This is a genomic window from Amycolatopsis sp. NPDC058278 (assembly GCF_042881395.1).
In the GTDB taxonomy this organism is placed as follows: domain Bacteria; phylum Actinomycetota; class Actinomycetes; order Mycobacteriales; family Pseudonocardiaceae; genus Amycolatopsis.
Genome location: NZ_JBHVXZ010000025.1, coordinates 73,419 through 93,659 on the forward strand (window position 1 = coordinate 73,419; position 20,241 = coordinate 93,659).

The following is a 20,241-nucleotide window of genomic DNA, read 5'->3' on the forward strand; positions in this document are numbered from 1 at the left end:
TCATCCGCGCCGCGCGTCGTCCCCCCACAATCGGGGGGTGACCAGGATCGTGGCCGGGACGGCGGGCGGGCGGCGGCTGAAGGTGCCGCCGAAGGGCACCCGGCCGACGTCGGAGCGCGTGCGGGAAGCCCTGTTCAACGCCCTCGGGACGGCCGGCGAGCTGGACGGCGCCCACGTCCTCGACCTCTACGCCGGGTCCGGCGCGCTCGGCCTGGAAGCCCTCTCCCGCGGCGCGGCGGACGCGCTGTTCGTGGAGTCCGACCGGCGCGCGGTGGACGTCCTGCGCGGCAACGTCGCGGCGCTCGGCCTGGGCGGCACGGTCCGGGCCGCGCAGGTCGAGGCGGTGGTCGCCGCGCCCGCGCCCCGGTCTTACGACCTGGTGCTGGCCGACCCGCCGTACGCGGTGGACGCCGCCGCGCTCGGCAAGGTGCTGGGCTCGCTGGCGGCGGGCGGCTGGCTGGGGTCGTCGGCCCTGGTGGTGATCGAGCGCGCCGCCCGTGACGGCGAGCCGGACTGGCCGCCGGGCTTCGAGCCGACGCGCGCGAAGAAGTACGGCGACACGGCCGTCTTCTGGGCGGAGTACACAGCTGTGGCGTGAGCCACGCGGCGGAGACCGGGCCCGGCACGGTAGCGTCCGCGCCATGCGGCGTGCGGTCTGTCCCGGTTCCTACGATCCGGCCACCAACGGGCACCTCGACATCATCGAACGGGCGAGCGTGCTGTTCGACGAGGTCGTCGTCGCGGTCGGGGTGAACCGGTCGAAGAAGGGGCTCTTCGAGGTCTCCGAACGGCTCGACATGCTCCGCGAAATCACCGCGAAGCTGCCGAACGTGCGGGTCGACTCCTGGGAGGGCCTGCTGGTCGACTACTGCCGCGACCACGACATCGCGGCGGTCGCCAAGGGCCTGCGCTCGGTCAGCGACTTCGACTACGAGCTGCAGATGGCGCAGATGAACCGCGAGCTCACCGGCGTCGAGACGCTGCTGATGGCGAACAACCCGGCGTACGGCTTCGTGTCCAGCTCGCTGGTCAAGGAGGTCGCGGCGCTCGGCGGTGACATCGAGCACCTCGTGCCGCCGATCGTCTACGAGCGGCTCTCGGAGAAGTTCCCGAAGCTCGGGCGCTGACCCTCCACCGAGTCCACATCGGACCCCGGGGTGTCCGGTTCCCGTCGTTCGGCCCCCTCCGTTCGTCGGGACTTGGGCGCGGTGGTGCGGGAGTTCACGTCGACGTCTCCTGACGATCATCCGATCGAGTTACGGTCCGAAAATGACCAACTACCGATCACGCCTGGTCGCGGTCCTCTTCGCGCTCCTGGCCACACTGTTCGCCGGGGTCACCGCCGCCGCGGCGTCCTCCCCGGCCTCGCCGGCCGTCGTCGCGCAGAACGCCTGCGGGAACCTCTCCGGCTTCTCGCACACGACGCTTTCGGCGCTGCCGGCCGAAGCGACGACGACGTACCACCTGATCCAGACGGACGGGCCGTTCCCGTACCCGAAGAACGACGGCGTCGTCTTCGACAACCGCGAAGGCGTGCTCCCGGCCTGCGCGTCGGGCTACTACCACGAGTACACGGTGCCCACGCCGGGCTCGAGCACCCGCGGCACCCGCCGCATCGTGACCGGCAGCGCCGGCGAGTACTTCTACACCGGCGACCACTACGCGACCTTCAAGGTCATCGACATCGGCGGCGGCACGACGCACGCCTGCGGTGACCTCTCGGGTCTGGCGAAGACCGGCTACTCGCAGCTGTCGGCGGCGGCTCGCACGGTCGTCGACAACGTCCGGAACGGCACCTCGGCCGGCACCACCTACGAGAACCGCGAAGGCGTGCTCCCGGCCTGCGCGTCCGGCTACTACAAGCTCTTCGCCGTCGGCACGAACGACCGCGTGATCTCCGGCAAGGCGGGCGAGCTGGCCTACACCCCGGACCGCTACGCGACCTTCAAGCGGATCGACCTGAATTCCTGAACCGTGCAACGCGCCGCGCCCCCTCGTCCGTGAGGTACACCGAAACGAGGACGAGGAGGCGCGATGCGGGCTGCGGACGACGCGGACTTCCGGGAGTTCGCCCGGGCGCGGTCGGGTGCACTGAGACGGACGGCGTACCTGCTGTGCGGCGACTGGCACCTCGCGGAGGATCTGGTCCAGGTCACGCTGATCAAGCTGTACCGGGTCTGGCCGAAGGTCGCCCGGCGGGGGCCCGTCGACAACTACGCCCGGCAGGTCCTGCTGCGCTGCTGGCTCGACGAGCAGCGGCGGCCGTGGCGGCGTCGCGAACGCCGTGACGGCGTCGTGCCGGACCAGCCTTCTTCCCCGCCCGAGGCCGGGATTTCCGATCCGCTCCTGCGCGCCCTCGCCGAGGTGCCGCCGAAGCAGCGCGCCGCCGTCGTCCTCCGCTACTGCGCCGACCTCCCGGCGGCGCAGGTCGCGGACGTGCTGCGCTGCTCGGAAGGAACCGTCCGGAGCCAGGCCGCCCGCGGGCTCGAGACGCTGCGGGGCGTGCTCGAGCACAGCTCGGAGAGGAGCGCGTGATGCACGAACTCGAAACCCGCCTGCGCGAGGTGGACGTCCCGGAACCGCCGCTCGGCTTCGACCCGGACGAGGTCGCCGACCGCGCGGCCCGGCACGTCCGCCGTCGCCGGGCGGCGACCACCGGCACCTTCGCCGTGGCCGCGGCCGTCGCGGCCGTGGCGGTGTTCGCCCCGGGCACGCCCGCGGTTCCGCCCGCCGCGCCGCCGTCCCCGCCGTCGCTCGCCGACCAGGCGCGGATCCGGCAGGCCCTCACCGACGCGGTCACGGAGCTGTTCCCCGGGCTGCGGAGCCTGACGGTCGGCGCGTCCTCGGCCGACGCCATCGGCCCCGGCAAGATGGCGGTGACCGCCACCTTCGCCGACGCGTCCGGACGGCCGGGGGACTTCCAGCTGACGGTGTACGGCCGGCACGCGCCGGATGATCACCTGCCCTGGATCCGGTCCTGTTCGGAGCCGGCGTCGATCGGGCTGCGCTGCGACCGGATCCCGCAGCCCGGCGGGGCCGAGCTGCTGGTGTCCGAAGCCGCCTCCGTCGGGGAGGGGACGTCGACGACGTTGACGACGCTGCGCGGTTTCGACGGCGTCCTGCGCCGGGCCGACGGCTCGGCGGTGGTTTTGGTGGATGCCGCCCGCGACGCCGCCGACTCGGTGCAGCTGAGCGAGGAGCAGCTCACGAAGGTGATCACCGATCCGGCCTTCGTGCTGCCGTGGTGACTCCGGCGCCGGGCGTGGTCCAGGGGGACACGCCCGGCGCCGGTCGCGTTCACCGCTTCGGCGCCCGATGCGGGCAGACTGGACACAGCGACAGGGGATTGGAGTTGCCGTGTACCGGGTTTTCGAGGCGCTCGACGAGCTCGTCACGATCGTCGAGGAGGCGCGCGGCGTCCCGATGACGGCCAGCTGCGTGGTGCCCCGGGGAGACGTGCTCGAGCTCCTCGACGACGTCCGCGACGCACTGCCGGCGGAGATCGACGACGCCCAGGACGTCCTCGACAAGCGCGACGACCTGATCCACGCGGCCCGCAAGGAAGCGGGCGAAACGGTGGCGGGCGCGAACGCCGAGGCCGAGCGCGCGATCGCCGACGCGACGGACGAAGCGGAGCGCATCCTCGCCGACGCGCGGGCCCGGGCGGAGCAGATGCTCGCCGACGCGCACGACCAGGCCGACCGCACGGTGGCGGCGGGCCAGGCGGAGTACCAGAACCTCACGGACCGTTCCCGCGCCGAGTCCGAGCGCATGATCCAGGCGGGCCGTGACGCCTACGACCGGGCCATCGAAGACGGCCGGGCCGAGCAGGCCCGCCTGGTGGCCCAGACCGAAGTGGTCCAGGCGGCGCACGCGGAGTCGGCCCGCATCGTGGACGAGGCCCACGCGGAGGCCGACCGCCAGCGAGCGGACTGCGACGCGTACGTGGACGGCAAGCTGGCGGAGTTCTCGGAGCTGCTGGCGACGACGCTGCGGACGGTCGATTCGGGCCGCAACCACCTGCGGTCACCGGCGAACCTGCCGAGCTCGGGTGGGCGGCCGACGCTCTACGACTACCAGGTGTGACGAGCTTCTCAGCCGGCTTTCGGGTGGCTTTCTCGCCGGGCGGCTGGCTTGTCCACATCGCGGCCGGGGTGGGGACAACCGGCCTCCAGCTGCGGCTTTCCCGGCTTTTCGCCGGGCGCCCCCGATAAGACTGGACCCGGGGGCGGCCCCAGAGGGAGGGCGGGCGCGCGCGGAAGTGGCCCGCTCGCCGCGTGACGGGCAGGGTGCCAGCTCAAAAGGGGTGGCGACCCGTGCGTACTCTGGACTGGATGTCCGAGAACAAGACCCCCCAGCTCGACGACCGCAGCCCGTGGGTGATCGATACCCGTGAGCTCGGCCGTCACGCCGGCCTCAGCCGCGCCGTCCGGCGCAGCGTGCCGGTGGAGACGCCGCTCGGCGTCCCCGATGTCATCACCATCGAAGCCGGCTCCGAGCTGGAACTCGACCTGCTCCTCGAGTCCGTCGTCGAAGGCGTCCTCGTCAGCGGCACCGCGAAAGCACTGGCCAAGGGCGCCTGCGCCCGCTGCCTCGACCCGCTGACCGAAGAGGTCGAGGTCGAGGTCCAGGAGCTGTTCGCCTACCCGGGGTCGGCCACCGAGGAGACCACGGACGAGGACGAGATCCCCCGGCTGGTCGACGACCGGATCGACCTCGAACCCATCGTCCGCGACGCCGTCGTGCTGGCCCTGCCGCTGGCGCCGCTGTGCACCGAAGACTGCGCCGGGCTCTGCATCGAGTGCGGCGTCAAGTGGGCCGATCTCGAGCCCGGACACGGGCATGAGAAGATAGACCCTCGGTGGGCCGCACTGGTCGAGCGCTTCGACGAGAACGCGGGCGAAAAGCCTGCGCAAGGGCCCAGCTGAACAAGAGCAAGCCTGACGAGCGTCCAGCTCGATCCGGTGAGAAAGTTCGCTCGCACCGCGAGCAGACCGTCATAAGGAGATCTACTCGTGGCCGTCCCGAAGCGGAAGATGTCGCGATCCAACACGCGCTCCCGCCGCAGCCAGTGGAAGGCGGCTCCGGTGCAGCTGGTGCCCTGCTCCAACCGCGCCTGCAAGCAGCCGAAGCTCCAGCACATCGCGTGCCCGTCGTGCGGCCAGCACAACGGCCGCCAGGTCGTCGAGCCCGCCTGATCGGGTAGCCGATATGGGGGGCAAGACGCCCGGGGGACCACCAGCCGATCCGGCGCCGTTGCTCGAAGCGCTCGGGGTCATCCTCGACCCCGAGCTGCTTCGGCTGTCGCTGACCCACCGTTCGTACGCGTACGAAAACGGGGGGCTGCCGCCGAACGAGCGGCTGGAATTCCTCGGTGACGCCGTGCTCGGCCTCGTCGTCACCGATCACCTGTACAACACGCATCCCGACCTGCCCGAAGGTCAGCTCGCGAAGCTCCGCGCCAGCGTCGTCAACATGCACGCACTGGCGCGGGTGGCGCGCGGGCTCGGCGAGGGCGGGCTCGGGGCGCACCTGCTGCTCGGCAAGGGCGAAGAGCTCACCGGCGGGCGGGACAAGGCGAGCATCCTCGCCGACGGGCTGGAGGCCGTGATCGGCGCCGTGTACCTCGAACACGGCATCGAGATCGCGCGCAAGCTCGTCCACCACCTCTTCGACGGCCTGCTCGCCGAAGCGCCCCTGCGCGGGGCCGGGCTCGACTGGAAGACGAGCCTGCAGGAGCTGACCGCGTCGGCCGGCCTCGGCGTGCCCGAGTACAAGGTCGAGGACACCGGACCGGACCACCGCAAGGAGTTCACGGCCACGGTGCTCGTCGCGGGCCGTCCCCTCGGCCACGGGGCCGGGTCGACGAAGAAGGAAGCCGAGCAGAAGGCCGCCGAGACGGCCTGGCGCTCGCTGTCCGCCGAACTCGAGGCGCAGAAGAAAGCCGAACCGGAGTCCTGATCAGCGGGAACTCCCGTTGACGGCGCCGCCCTCCTCTCCGTAGCGTGGTGATCATCCGCCGCGCGTACTCGATGGAGAGGTTGGGCGGATGCGTCTGTTCTTCGTACCCCTGGTCGCCGCGGCGCTCGTCGTCCTGCCCGGCCCGGCGGCCTCGGCCGCGCAGGTCCGCGTCACTTCGCTGGCGGCGCTGCAGTCCGCAATGGACAAGGCGAACCCCGGTGACACGATCGCACTCGCCGACGGGAGCTACTCCGCGGGCTCGACGCTGTCGATCAAGCGGTCCGGCACCGCCTCGGCGCCCGTGACGATCGCCGCCGAGCACACCGGGCAGGCCACCATCACCGGCTCGAAGACCTTCGCCTTCGCCGGCGGTGTCTCGAACGTCGTGCTGCGCGGGTTCAAGTTCCGCGGCGGCGCCTCGCTGAGCGTCCCGGCCGGCGCGTCGGGCAACCGCCTGACCCGCAACGACTTCCAGCTCACGACCGACGGCAACTGGGTCACGGTCGGCGGCGACGACACCGTCGTCGACCGCAACGTCTTCCAGAACCGCACCAGCCAGGGCGTGTTCCTGCAGATCCTCGGGCCGTCCGGCGCCATGGCGAAGCACGTCCACGTGCACCACAACTACTTCTACAACCACCAGTTCGCCGGCTCGAACGGCGGCGAGTCGATCCGGCTCGGGCTGAGCGACCGCCAGTCGTACACCGCGAACGCGCTGATCGAGAACAACCTCTTCGAGAAGGCCGACGGCGACAGCGAAGCGATTTCCGTCAAGTCGTCCGGCAACGTGGTGCGGTACAACACGATCCGCGACAGCAGGGGCTACATCGTGCTGCGCCACGGCAACCGCAGCACCGTCGAGGGCAACGTCCTGTTCGGTTCCGGTATCCGGTTCCACGGCAACGACCACAGGATCGTCGGCAACTACGTGGCGAATTCCGGTGACCGCGCCATCGTCTTCGGCTCCGGCGACGAAGCCGACAGCGGCCCGGCGAGCAAGCTCCACGACCGGCCGGACCGGGTCACGGTCGCGTACAACACGGTGCTGGGCAGCTCGTCGGTGATCGACGGCGACGGCGGGAACTTCAAGCCGAAGGACTGTGTGGTCGCGGACAACATCGTCAAGGGCACCTCGGGGACGCTGGTGACGCTGCCGAGCGGGTCGACGGTCAAGTACGAGGGCAACATCACCTTCGGCGGGACGGCGGGGGTTCCGTCGCGCAACGTCGACCCGAAGCTGGCCGAGGACGCCGCCGGGCTCTTCCGGCTGACGTCGGCGAGCCCGGCGATCGACGCGGGGGTGGGGTCGTATCCGTACGCGGCGAAGGACTTCGACCTGCAGGCCCGCACGGGCACGTTCGACGTCGGCGCCGACGAGTACTTCGCGTCGGGTGCGACGCGGGTTCCGCTGACGAAGGTGGACGTCGGACCCACCGCCCCGTAGGTGCCTTTCCGGAAAGTGTCGTACCCGCCGGGCACAATGGCCGCATGCCCGAACTTCCCGAGGTCGAAGTCGTCCGCCTGGGCCTGCAGGCGCACGTCGCGGGGCGGACCATCCGCGAGGCGGAGGTCCTGCACCCGCGCGCCATCCGCCGGCACGCCCTGGGGGCGGAGGACTTCACGCAGCGGCTCGCCGGCACCCGCGTCGAGGCGGCGCGGCGCCGGGGCAAGTACCTGTGGCTGGAGCTGTCGGACAAGGAGGCGCTGCTGGCCCACCTCGGCATGAGCGGGCAGATGCTCGTCCAGCCGGAGGGCGCGCCGGACGAGAAGCACCTGCGGGTGCGCCTGCGCTTCGCCGACGACGGGCCGGAGCTGCGGTTCGTCGACCAGCGGACGTTCGGCGGCCTGGCGCTCGACGACCTCAGTGATATCGGCAGCGACGTCCTGCTCCCGGACACGATCGCGCACATCGCCCGCGACCCGATGGACCCGGAGTTCGACCTCGACGCGGCGGTGCGCGCGCTGCGGTCGCGGCGCACCGAGGTCAAGCGGGCGCTGCTCGACCAGACGCTCGTCTCGGGCATCGGCAACATCTACGCGGACGAAGCCTTGTGGCGCGCTCGCCTGCACTGGGCTCGCCCGACCGAAAAGTTGACCCTCGCGAAAGGGCGAGAGCTGCTGTCCGCGGCGTCGGACGTGATGAACGCGGCGCTGGGCGCGGGCGGAACGTCGTTCGACGCGCTGTACGTGAACGTCAACGGGCAGTCGGGGTACTTCGACCGGTCGCTGGACGCGTACGGCCAGGAGGGGATGCCGTGCCACCGGTGCGGCACGGCGATCCGGCGGGAGCCGTTCATGAACCGTTCGTCGTTCTCGTGCCCGCGGTGCCAGCCGCGGCCGAGGGCGAACTCGGGTAGATAACGGAGGTTTGCCTTTCAGCTAGGATGAATATGCCTGGTAGCTGAGGGAGTGCATCGTGGTCAAGGAGCCCGGAAAGTCGACGCTGGCCGACAAGGTCGACCGGCTGTTCCACGTGGTCCGCAGGCCCGATCGGGAGCCGTACAGCAACGAAGAGGTCGCCAAGGCCTGCCGCGAAGCGACGGGCGAGAGCTTTTCGACGACGTACTTGTGGCAGCTGCGCACGGGCCGCCGCGACAACCCGACCAAGCGGCACCTCGAGGCACTGGCCCAGTTCTTCGGGGTCCCCCCGGCGTACTTCTTCGACGACGAGCAGAGCCGGAAGATCGCGGAGGAGCTGGCCCTGCTGGGCGCACTGCGTGACGCGGGGGTCAGGGATCTGGCGTTGCGCGCGGTGACGTTGTCCTCGGACGGCCTGGACACGATCAGCGACATGATCGACGCGATCGCCCGGCGCGAGGCCGGCCGCGGCGGCCCGAAGAAGGAGAGCTGAAGGAGGCGGAATTGCCTCACCTCCGCGGGCCGTGGCCCGGGCGTGCCGGGTATCGTCGCGAATCGTCGTTCCGGCCGCCGAGCCGTCTGCGGGGCAGCTCCTTCCGCGTCCGCGCGGGGGATTTTCGACGCTCGCGCAACCACGGGCGCTCTGCCGCGTTGATCCGGCTGGAACCGTCCGCGGCGTGGTGAAGGAGGGCTGAGGTGGCGCGACCATGGTGGCGGCGGCGACCGGCCCGCTCGCTGTGGCAGCGGGCCCGTCAGGTCGCCGACGGCGTCACCCTGCCCGAACCGTTCGATGCCGAGGACTTCGTCGCGGGCCTGGCCGCCGAGCGGGGACGCCCCATCGAACTCATGCCGGTCAGCGCTCCCGAAGGCGCGCCGTGCGGGTTGCTGATGAGCACCGAACGCGCCGACTACATCCTCTACCCGACCAACACGACCGCGCTGCACCGGCGGCACATCCTGCTGCACGAGGTCGGGCACCTGCTGTGCGGTCACGTCGGCTCCGATGGCCACACTGCCGGTGCCGACAGCGTCGCCATCGACGCCGCCGCCGGACGGCAGCTCATGCCGAACCTCTCGCCCGAGCTCGTCCGGCGCGTGCTCGGGCGCACCACCTACTCGGAGGTCGAGGAGCGCGAAGCCGAACTCGTCGCGAGCCTGCTCGCCCAGCGCGTCGTCCGGCCCGCGGAGCCGCGCGAACCCGCGCCCGCCCTCCCGGAAGGCGTGCGGCGCTTCGATTCCCTGTTCGGCCGCCGCACGCCGTGATCGAAACCCTCGCCTACTACCTCTGCACGGCGGGCTTCGCCGGGTTCGGCTACAAGCTGATCGAGGCACGCCGCAGCCAGCCGGTGCGCACGATGTGGTTCCTCGCCGGCTTCGGCATCTGCATCGCCGGCGGCATCCTCGTGCTGACGCCGGCGATGTCGGCCCTCGCCGGCCCGGGCCCGGTGGCCGAGTGGATCCTGAGCCTGGCCGGCGACGAGCTGAAGCTGGGCGCGATCGGGTTCGCCGTCGCCTTCACGCAGTCGGTGTGGCGTGGCGACGGCGCCCGGCTCGCACCGCACGCGCTGTTCACCGCGGCGACGATGGTGCTGCTCGCGGCGTGCTTCGCGCTTTCCGGACCGCGGCGCGTGGGCGACGACACGGTCTTTTCGGACGCCGGCCTGCCGTTCGCCGTGGGCGACAAGGTGCTGTTCCTGGTGTACAGCCTGATCAGCCTCGGCCTGCTGTTCGCGGTGTTCGTCCGCAGCGCGTGGCAAGCCGAGCCGGGACCGCTGCGCACCGGGCTGTGGCTGCTGGTCGTCGGCGTGGGCGCGGCGGCGGCGTGGACGTTCTGGGACGTCGACGACGTCCTGCAGCTGGCGTGGACGGGGCGGATCGGTGCCCGTGAGGACCTGCCGTCATCGGTGCTCGCGGCCGTGACGATCGGGTTCGTGACGGCGGGGGCAACGCTCAGCGCGTGGTCGCCGGCGGTGTCGTCGGTGGTCGGCCGGGTCCGGGCGTACCGGGCGTACCGCCGCATCGAGCCGCTGTGGACGGCGTTGCGCACGGCGGTCCCGGGCATCGCCCTCGACCCGGGCCGCAAACTGGCGGGCGGCGCGGAGTTCGCGCTGTACCGCAGGGTCATCGAAATCCGCGACGGCCACCTGGCGCTCCGGGCCCACTTCGACCCGGACCTCCCGGCCCGGGCGGAGGCGGCGGCGCGCCGCGCGGGAGTCCGCGAGGCAGAGGTGGCGGCGACGGTGGAAGCGGTGACCCTGGCCGCGGCGATCGAGGCGGGCCGCGCGGGCCGCCGCTTCGCCCGCGAGCCCGACCAGCCGGCCGGACCGGACACGGAAGCGGACGTGGCCACCGAGGCGGCCTGGCTGGTCCAGGTGAGCCGAGCCTGGCGCCGCCGCGACGCGGTGGTGGAGCGGGTCGAGGCGGCCACGCCCGGCTGAACCGCCGCCGGCCACAGGATCGGGGCACCGCGCGGCGATCGCCCCCCACGTGTCCGCGCCCGGCAACGCTCGCCACGCCCGGCCCGCAGGCGGCGCGCCCGGCTCAGCGCGGGTAGCGGGCGCCGTTCACCGTCACCCTCAGGGTGTACAGCGAGCTCGATGCCGTGATGAACAGCTCGTTCCCCCTGGCTCCGCCGAACGTGAAGTTCGAACACACCTCCGGGATCCGCAGCTTGCCGATCCTCGTTCCGTCCGCGGCAAAACAGTGCAGACCGTCGTGTGCCGCCGCCCAGACCTGGCCCTCGCTGTCCACCCTCACTCCGTCGAAGCCGCCGCTGTCGCTCGTGGCGAAGATCTCGCCGCCGGTCAGCTTTTCGTTGCCGGCGACGGAAAACACCCTGATGTGGCTCGGGTCCTGGCGCGTGTCCGCGATGTACAACCGCGACTCGTCCGCCGAAAACGCCAGGCCGTTCGGCCGGCTGAAGTCGTCCGCGACGATCGTCACCGAGCCGTCCGGGGCCGCCCGGTACACGTGGCAGGCACCGATCTCGCTCTCGGCCCGGTACCCCTCGTAATCGCTGTCGATTCCGTAACTCGGGTCGGTGAACCAGATTGACCCGTCGGAGTGCTCGACCACGTCGTTCGGGCTGTTCAGCCGCTTTCCCCGGTACTCCGACGCCAGCACCGTGACCGAGCCGTCGTGCTCGGTGCGCGTCACGCGGCGGGGACCCTGCTCGCAGCTGATCAGCCGGCCCTGGCGGTCCACCGTGTGGCCGTTCGCGTACCCGGACGGCTGACGGAACACGCCGACCCGGCCCGTCGTCTCGTCCCAGCGCAGCGTGCGGTCGTTCGGGATGTCGCTGAACACCAGGTAGCGGCCGGCCGGGAAGTACGCCGGCCCCTCCGTCCAGCGGCAGCCGGTGTGCAGGCGCTGCGTCCACTCGTCGCCGTTGACGCGCGCGAACCGCTCGTCGAGCAGCTGGAAGTCCGTCTTGATCAGGTCCATCACTCACTCCTCATGAAATTCTGCCAAAAGCATGGATTACCGAACCTGATATGGTCAAGGCGTGGATGAAGTGGATCGCATTCTGCTCAATGAACTCCAGCGCGACGCCACGCAGGCGTACGCCGCCCTCGGCAAGGCCGTCGGGCTCTCCGCGGGCGCCGCCCACGAGCGGGTGCGCAAGCTCCGGGACCAGGACGTCATCCGCCGGACCACCGTGGACGTCGACCCGGCCGCCGTCGGCCGCGGCGTCGCGGCCTTCGTGCTCGTCGAAGCGAACGCCTGGATGGGTGACCGCCCGGTGCGCGAAGCCCTCGAAGCGCTGCCCGAAGTCGTCGAGGCCCACGTCATCGCCGGCCCGGCGTCGCTGCTGGTCAAGGTGCGCACGGCGACGACCGAGGACCTCCAGGCGTCGCTGCGCCGGCTCTTCGCGATCGACGGCGTCACCGGCACGCAGACGATCGTGGTCCTCGAATCCTTCTTCGAGCGGCCGGTGGACACCCGGGGCTGACCGGCACCGCCACGCCGAGGCCCCTCCGCCGTGCACACTACTACGCAATGCGTGGTACCTTCCCAAGCGTAAGACTGGAGGGTGCAGTGGAGATCAGTCAGCTGCTCAAGGGCGTGCTCGATCTCGCCGTCCTCGCGGTGCTCCGCGACGAAGACGGCTACGGGTACGACGTACTGAGAAGACTCCGGGCCGCCGGCCTGGACGAGGTGGGGGACGCGTCGGTGTACGGGACTTTGCGCAGGCTGTACAAGGCCGGCCTGCTGACCTCGTACGTCGTGCCCAGCGAAGAGGGTCCCCACCGCAAGTACTACAGCCTGAACGAGCCGGGCCGGGCGCGCCTCGCGGAGTCGGGCAAGACGTGGCAGAACTTCGCATCGACGATGAACGGGCTTTTGGGAGAGGCAGCATGAGCGACAAGCCGACCGCCGTGCGGGTGTATCTGGCGCGGGTCAGGACCGCGCTCGCCGACCTGCCCGCGAGCGAGATCGAAGAGATCCTCGAGGACGTCCGCCCGCACCTGGCGGAACTGGAGGCCGAGCTGGGGGAGGGCGCCCGCGTCGAGGCGCTGATCGAACGGCTCGGCTCACCGGAGAGCTACGCCGCCGAGCTGCGCGCGTCCGGCGGGTACCCGGCGCCGGGAGAGGGCGCCGGCACGCAGGTGCTCGCGACGGCCGCGCCCAGCCTGGTGAAGCCGCGGATCGCGGTGTGGGGCCTGGTGTTCTGCGCGCTGGCCTTCGCGCTGCTCGCGTTCGGCGCCGTCGTCACCGTGGACCCCGACGTGTTCGTCGGCCTGCTGCTGTTCGCGCCGGTGTTCGTGGTCAGTCTGGTGCTGCTGCTGCGCGGCGGGGTCGAGCCGGTGCTGGCGCTGCCGGAGGTCGCCTGGCTGCGCACCACCATGGCCAAGGGACGCGAGCAGGAGGACGCCGACAAGTTCCTGCGCTACCTCGGTTCGCTCAAGCCGGCGTGGTGGGTGCTGTGCGCGGTCGCGCTGGTCGCGTTCGGGCTGCTGTTCATGCTGCGGCACCGGAGCGCGGTTCTGCTGCTGCCGTTCCTGATCCTCGCGGCCGTCGCGGCCCTGTGGGCGGGCCCGCGGGTGCGCACCGACCGGCGGCTGCTGTGGGTGGCCGTGCCGATCTCGGCGTTCGTCATCGGTGGCGCGCTGGGCGGCTTCGGTGCCGCGATCGACCTCTTCGCCCGCGGGAGTTCCTCGAGCCCGCCGTCGTACTACCAGTCGTCGTCCGACCACTACGGCAACGACCAGCTGACCTACGGCGGCCACGAAATCGAAAACGTCTACGCCTTCGACGCCGAGGGTAAGCCGCTGACGGAGGTCTACCTCTACGACGAGGACGGAAGGCCGCTCACGCTGACCCGCTACGGCTGCGAGCGCGCGAGCGGCAGCAGGCAGAAGATCGGTGAGGACAACCGGTTCCCGCGGCCGAAGATCGAGCAGGGTGTCACCGACGACCAGGGCAACTACAACGGCTACAACGGTTACCGCGGCGCCTGCCGTGAACTCGGGGGCGTGCCGTTCAGTGCCGCGATCCCGAACGTGACGGTGCCGCCGACGTCTTCGTCCGCGCCGGCCTCGCCGACGCCGACGAGGTAGGGGGAACGAACGCCAGGAGCGGCGGTCGGGGCCGCTCCTGGTGTTCACCCGTTCCGAACGTGCCCGAAACGCCGGGCGAACGCGAGCGTGCTGAGCTGGGCGGATGACGCCACCCACGGACAGTTTCGCCCCGCGCACCCGGGTCGTCCACGGGTACGAGCGCGCCTACCGGATGGCCGGGCGCGGGCCGGCCCTGCTCTTCCTGCACGGTATCGGCGACGACTCGTCGACCTGGCTCGACCTGCTGGCGTCGCTTTCGGCCGACTTCACGGTGATCGCGCCCGACCTGCTCGGCCACGGCTCTTCGGCCAAGCCGCGCGCGGACTACTCGGTCGCGGCCTACGCGTGCGGCATGCGCGACCTGCTGACCACCCTCGACGTCGACCGGGTGACGGTGGTCGGGCACTCGCTCGGCGGCGGCGTCGCCATGCAGTTCGCCTACCAGTTCCCGGAACGGTGCGAACGCCTCGTGCTGGTCGGCTCGGGTGGGGTCGGGGCGGGTGTCCACCCGCTGCTGCGCCTGGCCGCGGCGCCGGGGGCGGGGCTGGTGCTGCCGCTGCTGGGGACGCCGCCCGCGGTGGCGGCGCTGCGCGGGTTCGCCGGGCTGCTGCGGGTCTTCGACGACGCGGACCTCGACTACGTGCTGACCCGGTACGCGCGGCTGGTCGAGCCGGGCACGCGCTCGGCGTTCCTGCGGACGCTGCGCTCGGTCGTCGACTGGCGCGGGCAGGTGGTCAACATGCTGGACCGGTGCTACCTGACCGAGGGCATCCCGACGCTGCTCGTGTGGGGCACGGAGGACAGCGTGGTGCCGAGCGGCCACGCGCTACGCGCGCACCGGGCGATGCCGGGCAGCAGGCTGGTCCTCTTCGAGGGCGCGGGCCACTTCCCGCACCGGTCGGATCCGGAGCGGTTCCTGGAGATCCTGCGGGACTTCCTGGCGGAGACCCCGCCGGCCCGGTACGACCGGGCGCGGTGGGGGGAGCTGCTGCGTGCGGGCCGTCCGGCGGAAGCGCCCGGGACGGCGGGGTTGCCGGACGTGCCGGCGGTGTCGTCGGGCACCTGAGCAGCCCCCGTTTTCCACGCTACCGGCGGGCACCGACAGTTTCCGGGGTGGCCGGCGGGGTTGTCCCCAGGCACGGCGACGGGGTTGTCCCCAGGCACGGCGAAGGCCGCCTCCCGGGGGAGACGGCCTTCCGGTCGACGGGCGTCAGCGGCCGAACGCGCTGCGCGCCGCGAGGTCGGCCAGCAGCGCGCGGCCCTTCTCGGCGTTGCGCGGCTGGGACAGGACGTCGTAGCGGCGGGCGACCAGCTGGCTCTGCGAGATGAACCCGCGCTTGTTCCGGTTCACCGCGTAGCCCAGCGCGCCGAAGAGCAGGTTGAACCCGAGCCCGGCGACCAGGCCGATCACGATCGGGACCAGGCCGGCACCCGGGTTGAGCAGGCTGAGCATCAGGCCGAGGAACAGACCGAACATCGCGCCGGACGTCGCCGCGCTGCCCAGGACCTTGCTCCACGACATCTTGCCGGCGACCCGCTCGACGAGCAGTGGCTCCACGCCCACGATCGTGACGTCGGTGACGGGGAAGTCGGTGCCCGCGAGGTGGTCGACCGCGCGCTGGGCCTGCTCGTAGGACTCGTACGAACCGATCGGCCAGCCGGTGGGCAGGGTCGGCAGCTGGGGCCGGGCCTGCTGCTGTCCGATCGTGCTCTGCTGCGTGAATGCTGTGGTCATCGATCTCACCTCTCTTGCCCCGTACAACGTGCGGGGACCCCGGTTTCCTCCCGGACGGGCGAATTCACAGGCTCTTCTCAGCCGGGCAACCCGGACAATCCAGCCACGAGTGCAATGGCTCAGAAAAATACCTTTTCTCGGGTTGACCCAGCCTACCTCACCGGGTAGGAAGGACCGGCAAAGGATTCATACCAAACCTTTGGGGCGACGATGGCACGCAGGCGAGGCATGCTCACGCTCGACGAACTCCGGGCGCGCGTGGACGCGGGCACGATCGACACGGTGCTCGTCGCGCTCACCGACATGCAGGGCAGGCTGCAGGGCAAGCGCTGCTCGGCCGAGTACTTCCTGGACGAGGTCGTCGGCCACGCCACCGAGGCCTGCAACTACCTGCTCGCCGTCGACGTCGACATGAACACCGTCGGCGGGTACGCGCTCTCCTCCTGGGACAGCGGGTACGGCGACTTCGTGCTGCGCCCCGACCTCGAGACGCTGCGGGAGATCCCCTGGCACGAGGGCACCGCGCTGGTCCTGGCCGACGTCGAACGCGTGCAGGGCGGCCCGGTTTCGGTGTCGCCGCGCCAGATCCTGCGCGGCCAGCTCGACCGCCTCGCCGAACGCGGGCTCGCCGCCTTCGTCGGCACCGAGCTCGAGTTCATCGTCTTCGACGACACCTACGAGGCCGCCTGGGACAAGCGCTACCACGGCCTCAAGCCCGCCAACCAGTACAACGTCGACTACTCGATGCTCGGCACCGCGCGGCTGGAGCCGCTGCTGCGCCGCATCCGCAACGACATGGCGGGTGCCGGGCTCTACCCCGAGTCGGCCAAGGGCGAGTGCAACCCCGGCCAGCAGGAGATCGCCTTCCGCTACACCGATGCCCTCAGCACGTGCGACAACCACAGCGTCTACAAGAACGGCGCCAAGGAGATCGCCGCGCAGGAGGGCAAGAGCCTCACCTTCATGGCGAAGTACAACGAGCGCGAGGGCAACTCCTGCCACATCCACATCAGCCTGCGCTCCACCGAGGGCCGCGCGGTGCTGGCCGGGGACAGCGAGCACGGCTTCTCGAAGCTGATGGAGCACTTCCTCGCCGGCCAGCTCGCCGGGCTGCACGAGCTGACCTACTTCTTCGCGCCGAACGTCAACTCTTACAAGCGGTTCGTGCCCGGCAGCTTCGCGCCGACCGCGATCGCCTGGGGCACCGACAACCGCACCTGCGCGCTGCGCGTCGTCGGGCACGGCGAGTCGCTGCGCGTGGAGAACCGGGTGCCGGGCGGGGACGTCAACCCGTACCTCGCCGTGGCCGCGCTCATCGCCGCCGGGCTCCACGGCATCGAGAACGAGCTGGAGCTCGAAGAGCCGTTCACCGGCAACGCCTACGACTCCGGCCTGGGCACCGTCCCGACCACGCTCCCCGAAGCCGCCGCCGCGCTCGCGGAGAGCGAGCTGGCGCGCGAGGCGTTCGGCGAAGACGTCGTCGAGCACTACCTGAACGCGGCGAAGATCGAGGTGGACGCCTACAACGCCGCCGTCACCGACTGGGAGCTGATCCGTGGCTTCGAGCGCCTCTGACCACCGGCCCGTCATCGGCCTCACCAGCTACCTCGAACCCGCGAAGTTCCTGGTCTGGGACACCGAGGCCGTGCTGCTGCACCGGGTCTACGTCGACTGCGTCGTCGCGGCGGGCGGCCTCCCGGTGCTGCTCCCGCCGGTGTCCGACGGGTACGGCCGGCTGATGTCCACTGTGGACGGCCTGGTGCTCACCGGTGGCGCCGACGTCGAGCCGGAGCGCTACGGCCGGGAGCCGCACCCGGCCACCTACGTCCGGCCGGAGCGGGACGCCTTCGAGTTCGGCCTGTTCGAAGCCGCGCGCAAGGCGGGCAAGCCGGTGCTCGGCGTGTGCCGCGGCCTGCAGGTGATGAGCGTCGCCCTCGGCGGCACCCTGGCCCAGCACCTGCCCGAAAGCGTGCACACAACCGAACACCAACCGGCGCCCGCGACCTTCGGCCGGGGCACGGTCACGCTGGCCGAAGGCAGCCGGGCGGCGGCGATCCTCGGGCCCGAGACCAAGACCCTGTGCTACCACCACCAGGCGATCGACCGGCTCGGCGCCGGCCTGGAGGCCGTCGGGTGGGCGGCCGACGGCACGATCGAAGCCGCGGAGGTGCCGGGCGAATTCACGCTGGGCGTCCAGTGGCACCCCGAGCAGGACAGCGACGACGTCCGGCTGTTCCAGGCTCTCGTCGACGCGAGCAAGGAGAAGTGATGACCACGTTCGACGTCCGGAACCCCGCCACCGAAGAGGTGGTGCGGACGGTCGCGCTGACCAGCGCCGAAGAGACCGACGCGGCGATCGCCCGCGCGCACGCGGCGTTCCCGGCGTGGCGCGACGTCACCCCCGGCGACCGCGCGCGGCTGCTGCGCCGCTTCGCCGACGCCGTCGAGGCCGACATCGAGCACCTCGCGCGGCTGGAGGTCGAGAACTCCGGGCACACCATCGGCAACGCCCGCTGGGAGGCGGGCAACGTCCGCGACGTCCTCAACTACTACTCCGCGGCGCCGGAACGCCTGATCGGCAAGCAGATCCCGGTTCCGGGCGGCATCAACGTCACCTTCCAGGAGCCACTGGGCGTGGTCGGGGTGATCGTGCCGTGGAACTTCCCGATGCCGATCGCCGGCTGGGGGTTCGCGCCCGCGCTCGCCGCCGGCAACACCGTCGTCCTCAAGCCCGCCGAGCTGACGCCGCTGACCGCCCTCCGGCTGGCCGAGCTGGCTCGCGAGGCCGGTGTCCCGGAGGACGTCTTCCAGGTGCTGCCCGGCAAGGGATCCGTGGTCGGGCAGCGGTTCGTCGAGCACACGGGCGTGCGCAAGGTCGTCTTCACGGGCTCGACCGAGGTCGGCAAGCAGGTCATGGCGGGCTGCGCGGCGCAGGTGAAGCGGGTGACGCTGGAGCTGGGCGGCAAGAACGCCAACATCGTCTTCGCCGACTCCGACCTGGAGAAGGCCGCGGCGACCGCGCCCTACGGCGTCTTCGACAACGCGGGCCAGGACTGCTGCGCGCGGTCGCTGATCCTGGTGCAGGCGAGCGCGTACGACCGGTTCATGGAACTGCTGGAGCCCGCGGTGCACGGCGTCGTCGTCGGCGACCCGGCCGACGAGAAGACCGAGATGGGCCCGCTGATCTCGGCCGCGCACCGGGAGAAGGTCGCTTCCTACGTGCCCGACGACGCGCCCGTGGCGATCCGCGGCACCGCGCCCGCGGGCCGCGGCTTCTGGTTCCCGCCGACCGTCCTCACCCCGCCGGACCTGCACCACCCGGTCGCGGCCGAGGAGGTCTTCGGCCCGGTCGTCGCCGTCGTGCCGTTCGAGGAGGAGGCCGACGCGATCCGGATGGCCAACGCGACCGAGTACGGCCTGTCCGGGTCGATCTGGACCCGCGACGCCGGCCGCGCGTTCCGGGTCGCGCGCGGTGTCGAAGCCGGCAACCTCTCGGTGAACTCGCACTCGTCGGTGCGCTACTGGACACCGTTCGGCGGCTTCAAGCAGTCCGGTCTCGGCCGCGAGCTCGGCCCGGACGCCGCCGCGGCGTTCACCGAAACCAAGAACGTCTTTCTGAGCACGGAGGAGTAATGGTCCAGCGTTTCGAAGGCCGCGTCGCGGTCATCACCGGCGGCGCGAGCGGCATCGGGCTCGCCTCGGCCCGGCGCCTGGCGAGCGAAGGCGCGAAGGTCGTCATCGCGGACCTCACGCCGGCCGAGGGCAAGGCGGCCGCCGACGAGATCGGCGGCGCGTTCATCCAGACCGACGTCACCGACGCCGAGCAGGTCGAGAACCTGTTCCACAGCACGGTGGAGCAGTTCGGCTCGGTCGACGTCGCCTTCAACAACGCCGGCATCTCGCCGCCGGAGGACGACTCGATCCTCACCACCGGCATCGAGGCGTGGGACCGCGTGCAGCGCGTCAACCTGACGTCGGTGTACCACTGCTGCAAGGCCGTCCTGCCGCACATGCAGCGCCAGGGCAAGGGCTCGATCATCAACACGGCGTCGTTCGTGGCGGTGATGGGCGCGGCGACCTCGCAGATCTCCTACACCGCGTCCAAGGGGGGCGTGCTCGCGATGAGCCGCGAGCTTGGGGTGCAGTTCGCGCGGGAGAACATCCGCGTCAACGCGCTGTGCCCGGGACCGGTGAACACGCCGCTGCTCAAGGAGCTGTTCGCCAAGGACCCGGAACGCGCGGCGCGGCGCCTGGTCCACGTGCCGGTGGGCCGCTTCGCCGAGCCGGAGGAGATCGCGGCCGCGGTCGCCTTCCTGGCCAGCGACGACGCCAGCTTCATCACGGCGTCGCAGTTCCTGGTCGACGGCGGCATCTCCGGCGCGTACGTCACCCCGATCTAACGCTTCGTCGGTTTCTTGACGCCGTAGACCTCCCGCAGGTAGCTCCAGGCGGCGTTGAGCTTCTTCCGCTCCTCGGAGACGAGCCGTTCGCGACGGCGCAGGACGCGAGTGGCGACCTGGGAGGCGAGGAAGGCCCCGGCGGCGAAGGTCAGCACGCCGACGATGAGCGTCAGGGCGACGATGGTGGTGGTCATGGTGACCAGCGTCGACGCCGGGTGGGCGATTC

At 71.3% G+C, this 20,241-nt stretch carries 25 protein-coding genes; 22 read left to right on the plus strand and 3 right to left on the minus strand.

The window, feature by feature from the left end; translation table 11 throughout:
* The first annotated feature begins 37 nt into the window (after nt 1–37).
* The 14 genes from rsmD to ACFVYA_RS15790 all read left to right on the plus strand — a co-directional run bounded on the left by rsmD (nt 38) and on the right by ACFVYA_RS15790 (nt 10,757).
* On the plus strand, nt 38–598 hold the full coding sequence (gene rsmD / locus ACFVYA_RS15725) for a 16S rRNA (guanine(966)-N(2))-methyltransferase RsmD (protein ID WP_387045526.1): 561 nt from the start codon (nt 38–40) through the stop codon (nt 596–598).
* Between the two features lie 43 nt (nt 599–641).
* Nucleotides 642–1,127 (plus strand): pantetheine-phosphate adenylyltransferase, encoded by a 486-nt coding sequence (coaD, locus tag ACFVYA_RS15730; RefSeq protein ID WP_285989086.1) that lies wholly within the window; start codon nt 642–644, stop codon nt 1,125–1,127.
* 142 nt (nt 1,128–1,269) lie between these two features.
* The gene (locus tag ACFVYA_RS15735; protein ID WP_285989087.1) at nt 1,270–1,971 is read left to right on the plus strand and encodes a ribonuclease domain-containing protein; all 702 of its coding nucleotides are present in this window, start codon (nt 1,270–1,272) and stop codon (nt 1,969–1,971) included.
* 63 nt (nt 1,972–2,034) lie between these two features.
* On the plus strand, nt 2,035–2,535 hold the full coding sequence (locus ACFVYA_RS15740) for a SigE family RNA polymerase sigma factor (protein WP_285989088.1): 501 nt from the start codon (nt 2,035–2,037) through the stop codon (nt 2,533–2,535).
* Entirely contained in the window at nt 2,535–3,248 is a 714-nt protein-coding gene (locus ACFVYA_RS15745) for a hypothetical protein (protein ID WP_387045530.1), read from the plus strand. Before ACFVYA_RS15740 ends, ACFVYA_RS15745 begins: the two co-directional genes overlap by 1 nt.
* Before the next feature lie 109 nt (nt 3,249–3,357).
* On the plus strand, nt 3,358–4,086 hold the full coding sequence (locus ACFVYA_RS15750; RefSeq protein WP_013223687.1) for a DivIVA domain-containing protein: 729 nt from the start codon (nt 3,358–3,360) through the stop codon (nt 4,084–4,086).
* A 248-nt stretch (nt 4,087–4,334) separates the two neighbouring features.
* Nucleotides 4,335–4,928 (plus strand): YceD family protein, encoded by a 594-nt coding sequence (locus tag ACFVYA_RS15755; protein ID WP_387045533.1) that lies wholly within the window; start codon nt 4,335–4,337, stop codon nt 4,926–4,928.
* A gap of 87 nt (nt 4,929–5,015) precedes the next feature.
* Nucleotides 5,016–5,198 (plus strand): 50S ribosomal protein L32, encoded by a 183-nt coding sequence (rpmF, locus tag ACFVYA_RS15760; protein ID WP_013223689.1) that lies wholly within the window; start codon nt 5,016–5,018, stop codon nt 5,196–5,198.
* Between the two features lie 13 nt (nt 5,199–5,211).
* Entirely contained in the window at nt 5,212–5,961 is a 750-nt protein-coding gene (rnc, locus tag ACFVYA_RS15765) for a ribonuclease III (protein ID WP_285989091.1), read from the plus strand.
* Between the two features lie 88 nt (nt 5,962–6,049).
* On the plus strand, nt 6,050–7,405 hold the full coding sequence (locus ACFVYA_RS15770) for a polysaccharide lyase 6 family protein (protein WP_387045537.1): 1,356 nt from the start codon (nt 6,050–6,052) through the stop codon (nt 7,403–7,405).
* Between the two features lie 44 nt (nt 7,406–7,449).
* Nucleotides 7,450–8,322, plus strand: coding sequence for a bifunctional DNA-formamidopyrimidine glycosylase/DNA-(apurinic or apyrimidinic site) lyase (gene mutM, locus ACFVYA_RS15775; RefSeq protein WP_387045539.1), 873 nt, complete (start codon nt 7,450–7,452; stop codon nt 8,320–8,322).
* A gap of 55 nt (nt 8,323–8,377) precedes the next feature.
* On the plus strand, nt 8,378–8,812 hold the full coding sequence (locus tag ACFVYA_RS15780; protein ID WP_285989094.1) for a helix-turn-helix domain-containing protein: 435 nt from the start codon (nt 8,378–8,380) through the stop codon (nt 8,810–8,812).
* Between the two features lie 203 nt (nt 8,813–9,015).
* Nucleotides 9,016–9,582 carry a hypothetical protein gene (locus tag ACFVYA_RS15785; protein ID WP_387045543.1) on the plus strand — a complete coding sequence of 189 codons (567 nt, stop codon included), beginning with the start codon at nt 9,016–9,018 and terminating at the stop codon, nt 9,580–9,582.
* Nucleotides 9,579–10,757 (plus strand): MAB_1171c family putative transporter, encoded by a 1,179-nt coding sequence (locus ACFVYA_RS15790; RefSeq protein ID WP_387045546.1) that lies wholly within the window; start codon nt 9,579–9,581, stop codon nt 10,755–10,757. The genes ACFVYA_RS15785 and ACFVYA_RS15790 overlap by 4 nt, the downstream gene beginning before the upstream one ends.
* 103 nt (nt 10,758–10,860) lie before the next feature.
* Here ACFVYA_RS15790 and ACFVYA_RS15795 read toward each other — a convergent pair whose 3' ends face one another.
* Entirely contained in the window at nt 10,861–11,763 is a 903-nt protein-coding gene (locus tag ACFVYA_RS15795) for an SMP-30/gluconolactonase/LRE family protein (protein ID WP_387045549.1), read from the minus strand.
* Between the two features lie 61 nt (nt 11,764–11,824).
* Here ACFVYA_RS15795 and ACFVYA_RS15800 point away from each other — a divergent pair, with 61 nt between their 5' ends.
* From ACFVYA_RS15800 to ACFVYA_RS15815, 4 genes are all read left to right on the plus strand, one after another.
* Nucleotides 11,825–12,271, plus strand: coding sequence for an Lrp/AsnC family transcriptional regulator (locus ACFVYA_RS15800; RefSeq protein WP_285989098.1), 447 nt, complete (start codon nt 11,825–11,827; stop codon nt 12,269–12,271).
* 86 nt (nt 12,272–12,357) lie between these two features.
* The gene (locus ACFVYA_RS15805) at nt 12,358–12,681 is read left to right on the plus strand and encodes a PadR family transcriptional regulator (RefSeq protein ID WP_285989099.1); all 324 of its coding nucleotides are present in this window, start codon (nt 12,358–12,360) and stop codon (nt 12,679–12,681) included.
* A complete protein-coding gene (locus ACFVYA_RS15810) occupies nt 12,678–13,880 on the plus strand; it encodes a DUF1700 domain-containing protein (RefSeq protein ID WP_387045554.1) in 1,203 nt (400 codons plus the stop codon). Before ACFVYA_RS15805 ends, ACFVYA_RS15810 begins: the two co-directional genes overlap by 4 nt.
* Before the next feature lie 103 nt (nt 13,881–13,983).
* Nucleotides 13,984–14,946 (plus strand): alpha/beta fold hydrolase, encoded by a 963-nt coding sequence (locus ACFVYA_RS15815; protein WP_387045556.1) that lies wholly within the window; start codon nt 13,984–13,986, stop codon nt 14,944–14,946.
* A gap of 144 nt (nt 14,947–15,090) precedes the next feature.
* Here the strand turns inward: ACFVYA_RS15815 and ACFVYA_RS15820 are convergent, their stop codons facing one another.
* Nucleotides 15,091–15,615, minus strand: coding sequence for a general stress protein (locus tag ACFVYA_RS15820; protein ID WP_285989102.1), 525 nt, complete (start codon nt 15,613–15,615; stop codon nt 15,091–15,093).
* Between the two features lie 210 nt (nt 15,616–15,825).
* On the opposite strand from ACFVYA_RS15820, the gene ACFVYA_RS15825 reads away from it, so the two are divergent.
* The 4 genes from ACFVYA_RS15825 to ACFVYA_RS15840 are packed head-to-tail and all read left to right on the plus strand — an operon-like array spanning nt 15,826 to nt 20,015.
* On the plus strand, nt 15,826–17,190 hold the full coding sequence (locus ACFVYA_RS15825; protein WP_285989103.1) for a glutamine synthetase family protein: 1,365 nt from the start codon (nt 15,826–15,828) through the stop codon (nt 17,188–17,190).
* Nucleotides 17,171–17,884 (plus strand): gamma-glutamyl-gamma-aminobutyrate hydrolase family protein, encoded by a 714-nt coding sequence (locus ACFVYA_RS15830; protein ID WP_387045559.1) that lies wholly within the window; start codon nt 17,171–17,173, stop codon nt 17,882–17,884. The genes ACFVYA_RS15825 and ACFVYA_RS15830 overlap by 20 nt, the downstream gene beginning before the upstream one ends.
* Nucleotides 17,884–19,248: an aldehyde dehydrogenase family protein gene (locus ACFVYA_RS15835; RefSeq protein WP_387045562.1), complete on the plus strand. Its 1,365-nt coding sequence runs from the start codon at nt 17,884–17,886 to the stop codon at nt 19,246–19,248. Before ACFVYA_RS15830 ends, ACFVYA_RS15835 begins: the two co-directional genes overlap by 1 nt.
* A complete protein-coding gene (locus tag ACFVYA_RS15840; RefSeq protein WP_285989106.1) occupies nt 19,248–20,015 on the plus strand; it encodes a 3-oxoacyl-ACP reductase in 768 nt (255 codons plus the stop codon). Before ACFVYA_RS15835 ends, ACFVYA_RS15840 begins: the two co-directional genes overlap by 1 nt.
* Here ACFVYA_RS15840 and ACFVYA_RS15845 read toward each other — a convergent pair.
* Nucleotides 20,012–20,209, minus strand: a complete 198-nt coding sequence (locus ACFVYA_RS15845; RefSeq protein WP_387045565.1) for a hypothetical protein — start codon at nt 20,207–20,209, stop codon at nt 20,012–20,014. The genes ACFVYA_RS15840 and ACFVYA_RS15845 overlap by 4 nt on opposite strands.
* Nucleotides 20,210–20,241: the final 32 nt, after the last annotated feature.

Bases quoted from the DNA above. Each gene is read 5' to 3' on its own strand.
- ACFVYA_RS15845 (WP_387045565.1), bottom strand. From the start codon at position 20,209: ATGACCACCACCATCGTCGCCCTGACGCTCATCGTCGGCGTGCTGACC.
- ACFVYA_RS15840 (WP_285989106.1), top strand. From the start codon at position 19,248: ATGGTCCAGCGTTTCGAAGGCCGCGTCGCGGTCATCACCGGCGGCGCG.
- ACFVYA_RS15735 (WP_285989087.1), top strand. From the start codon at position 1,270: ATGACCAACTACCGATCACGCCTGGTCGCGGTCCTCTTCGCGCTCCTG.
- ACFVYA_RS15755 (WP_387045533.1), top strand. From the start codon at position 4,335: ATGTCCGAGAACAAGACCCCCCAGCTCGACGACCGCAGCCCGTGGGTG.
- ACFVYA_RS15820 (WP_285989102.1), bottom strand. From the start codon at position 15,615: ATGACCACAGCATTCACGCAGCAGAGCACGATCGGACAGCAGCAGGCC.
- ACFVYA_RS15835 (WP_387045562.1), top strand. From the start codon at position 17,884: ATGACCACGTTCGACGTCCGGAACCCCGCCACCGAAGAGGTGGTGCGG.
- ACFVYA_RS15815 (WP_387045556.1), top strand. From the start codon at position 13,984: ATGACGCCACCCACGGACAGTTTCGCCCCGCGCACCCGGGTCGTCCAC.
- ACFVYA_RS15740 (WP_285989088.1), top strand. From the start codon at position 2,035: ATGCGGGCTGCGGACGACGCGGACTTCCGGGAGTTCGCCCGGGCGCGG.
- ACFVYA_RS15795 (WP_387045549.1), bottom strand. From the start codon at position 11,763: ATGGACCTGATCAAGACGGACTTCCAGCTGCTCGACGAGCGGTTCGCG.
- ACFVYA_RS15745 (WP_387045530.1), top strand. From the start codon at position 2,535: ATGCACGAACTCGAAACCCGCCTGCGCGAGGTGGACGTCCCGGAACCG.
- ACFVYA_RS15810 (WP_387045554.1), top strand. From the start codon at position 12,678: ATGAGCGACAAGCCGACCGCCGTGCGGGTGTATCTGGCGCGGGTCAGG.
- ACFVYA_RS15770 (WP_387045537.1), top strand. From the start codon at position 6,050: ATGCGTCTGTTCTTCGTACCCCTGGTCGCCGCGGCGCTCGTCGTCCTG.
- rnc (WP_285989091.1), top strand. From the start codon at position 5,212: ATGGGGGGCAAGACGCCCGGGGGACCACCAGCCGATCCGGCGCCGTTG.
- coaD (WP_285989086.1), top strand. From the start codon at position 642: ATGCGGCGTGCGGTCTGTCCCGGTTCCTACGATCCGGCCACCAACGGG.
- ACFVYA_RS15825 (WP_285989103.1), top strand. From the start codon at position 15,826: ATGGCACGCAGGCGAGGCATGCTCACGCTCGACGAACTCCGGGCGCGC.
- mutM (WP_387045539.1), top strand. From the start codon at position 7,450: ATGCCCGAACTTCCCGAGGTCGAAGTCGTCCGCCTGGGCCTGCAGGCG.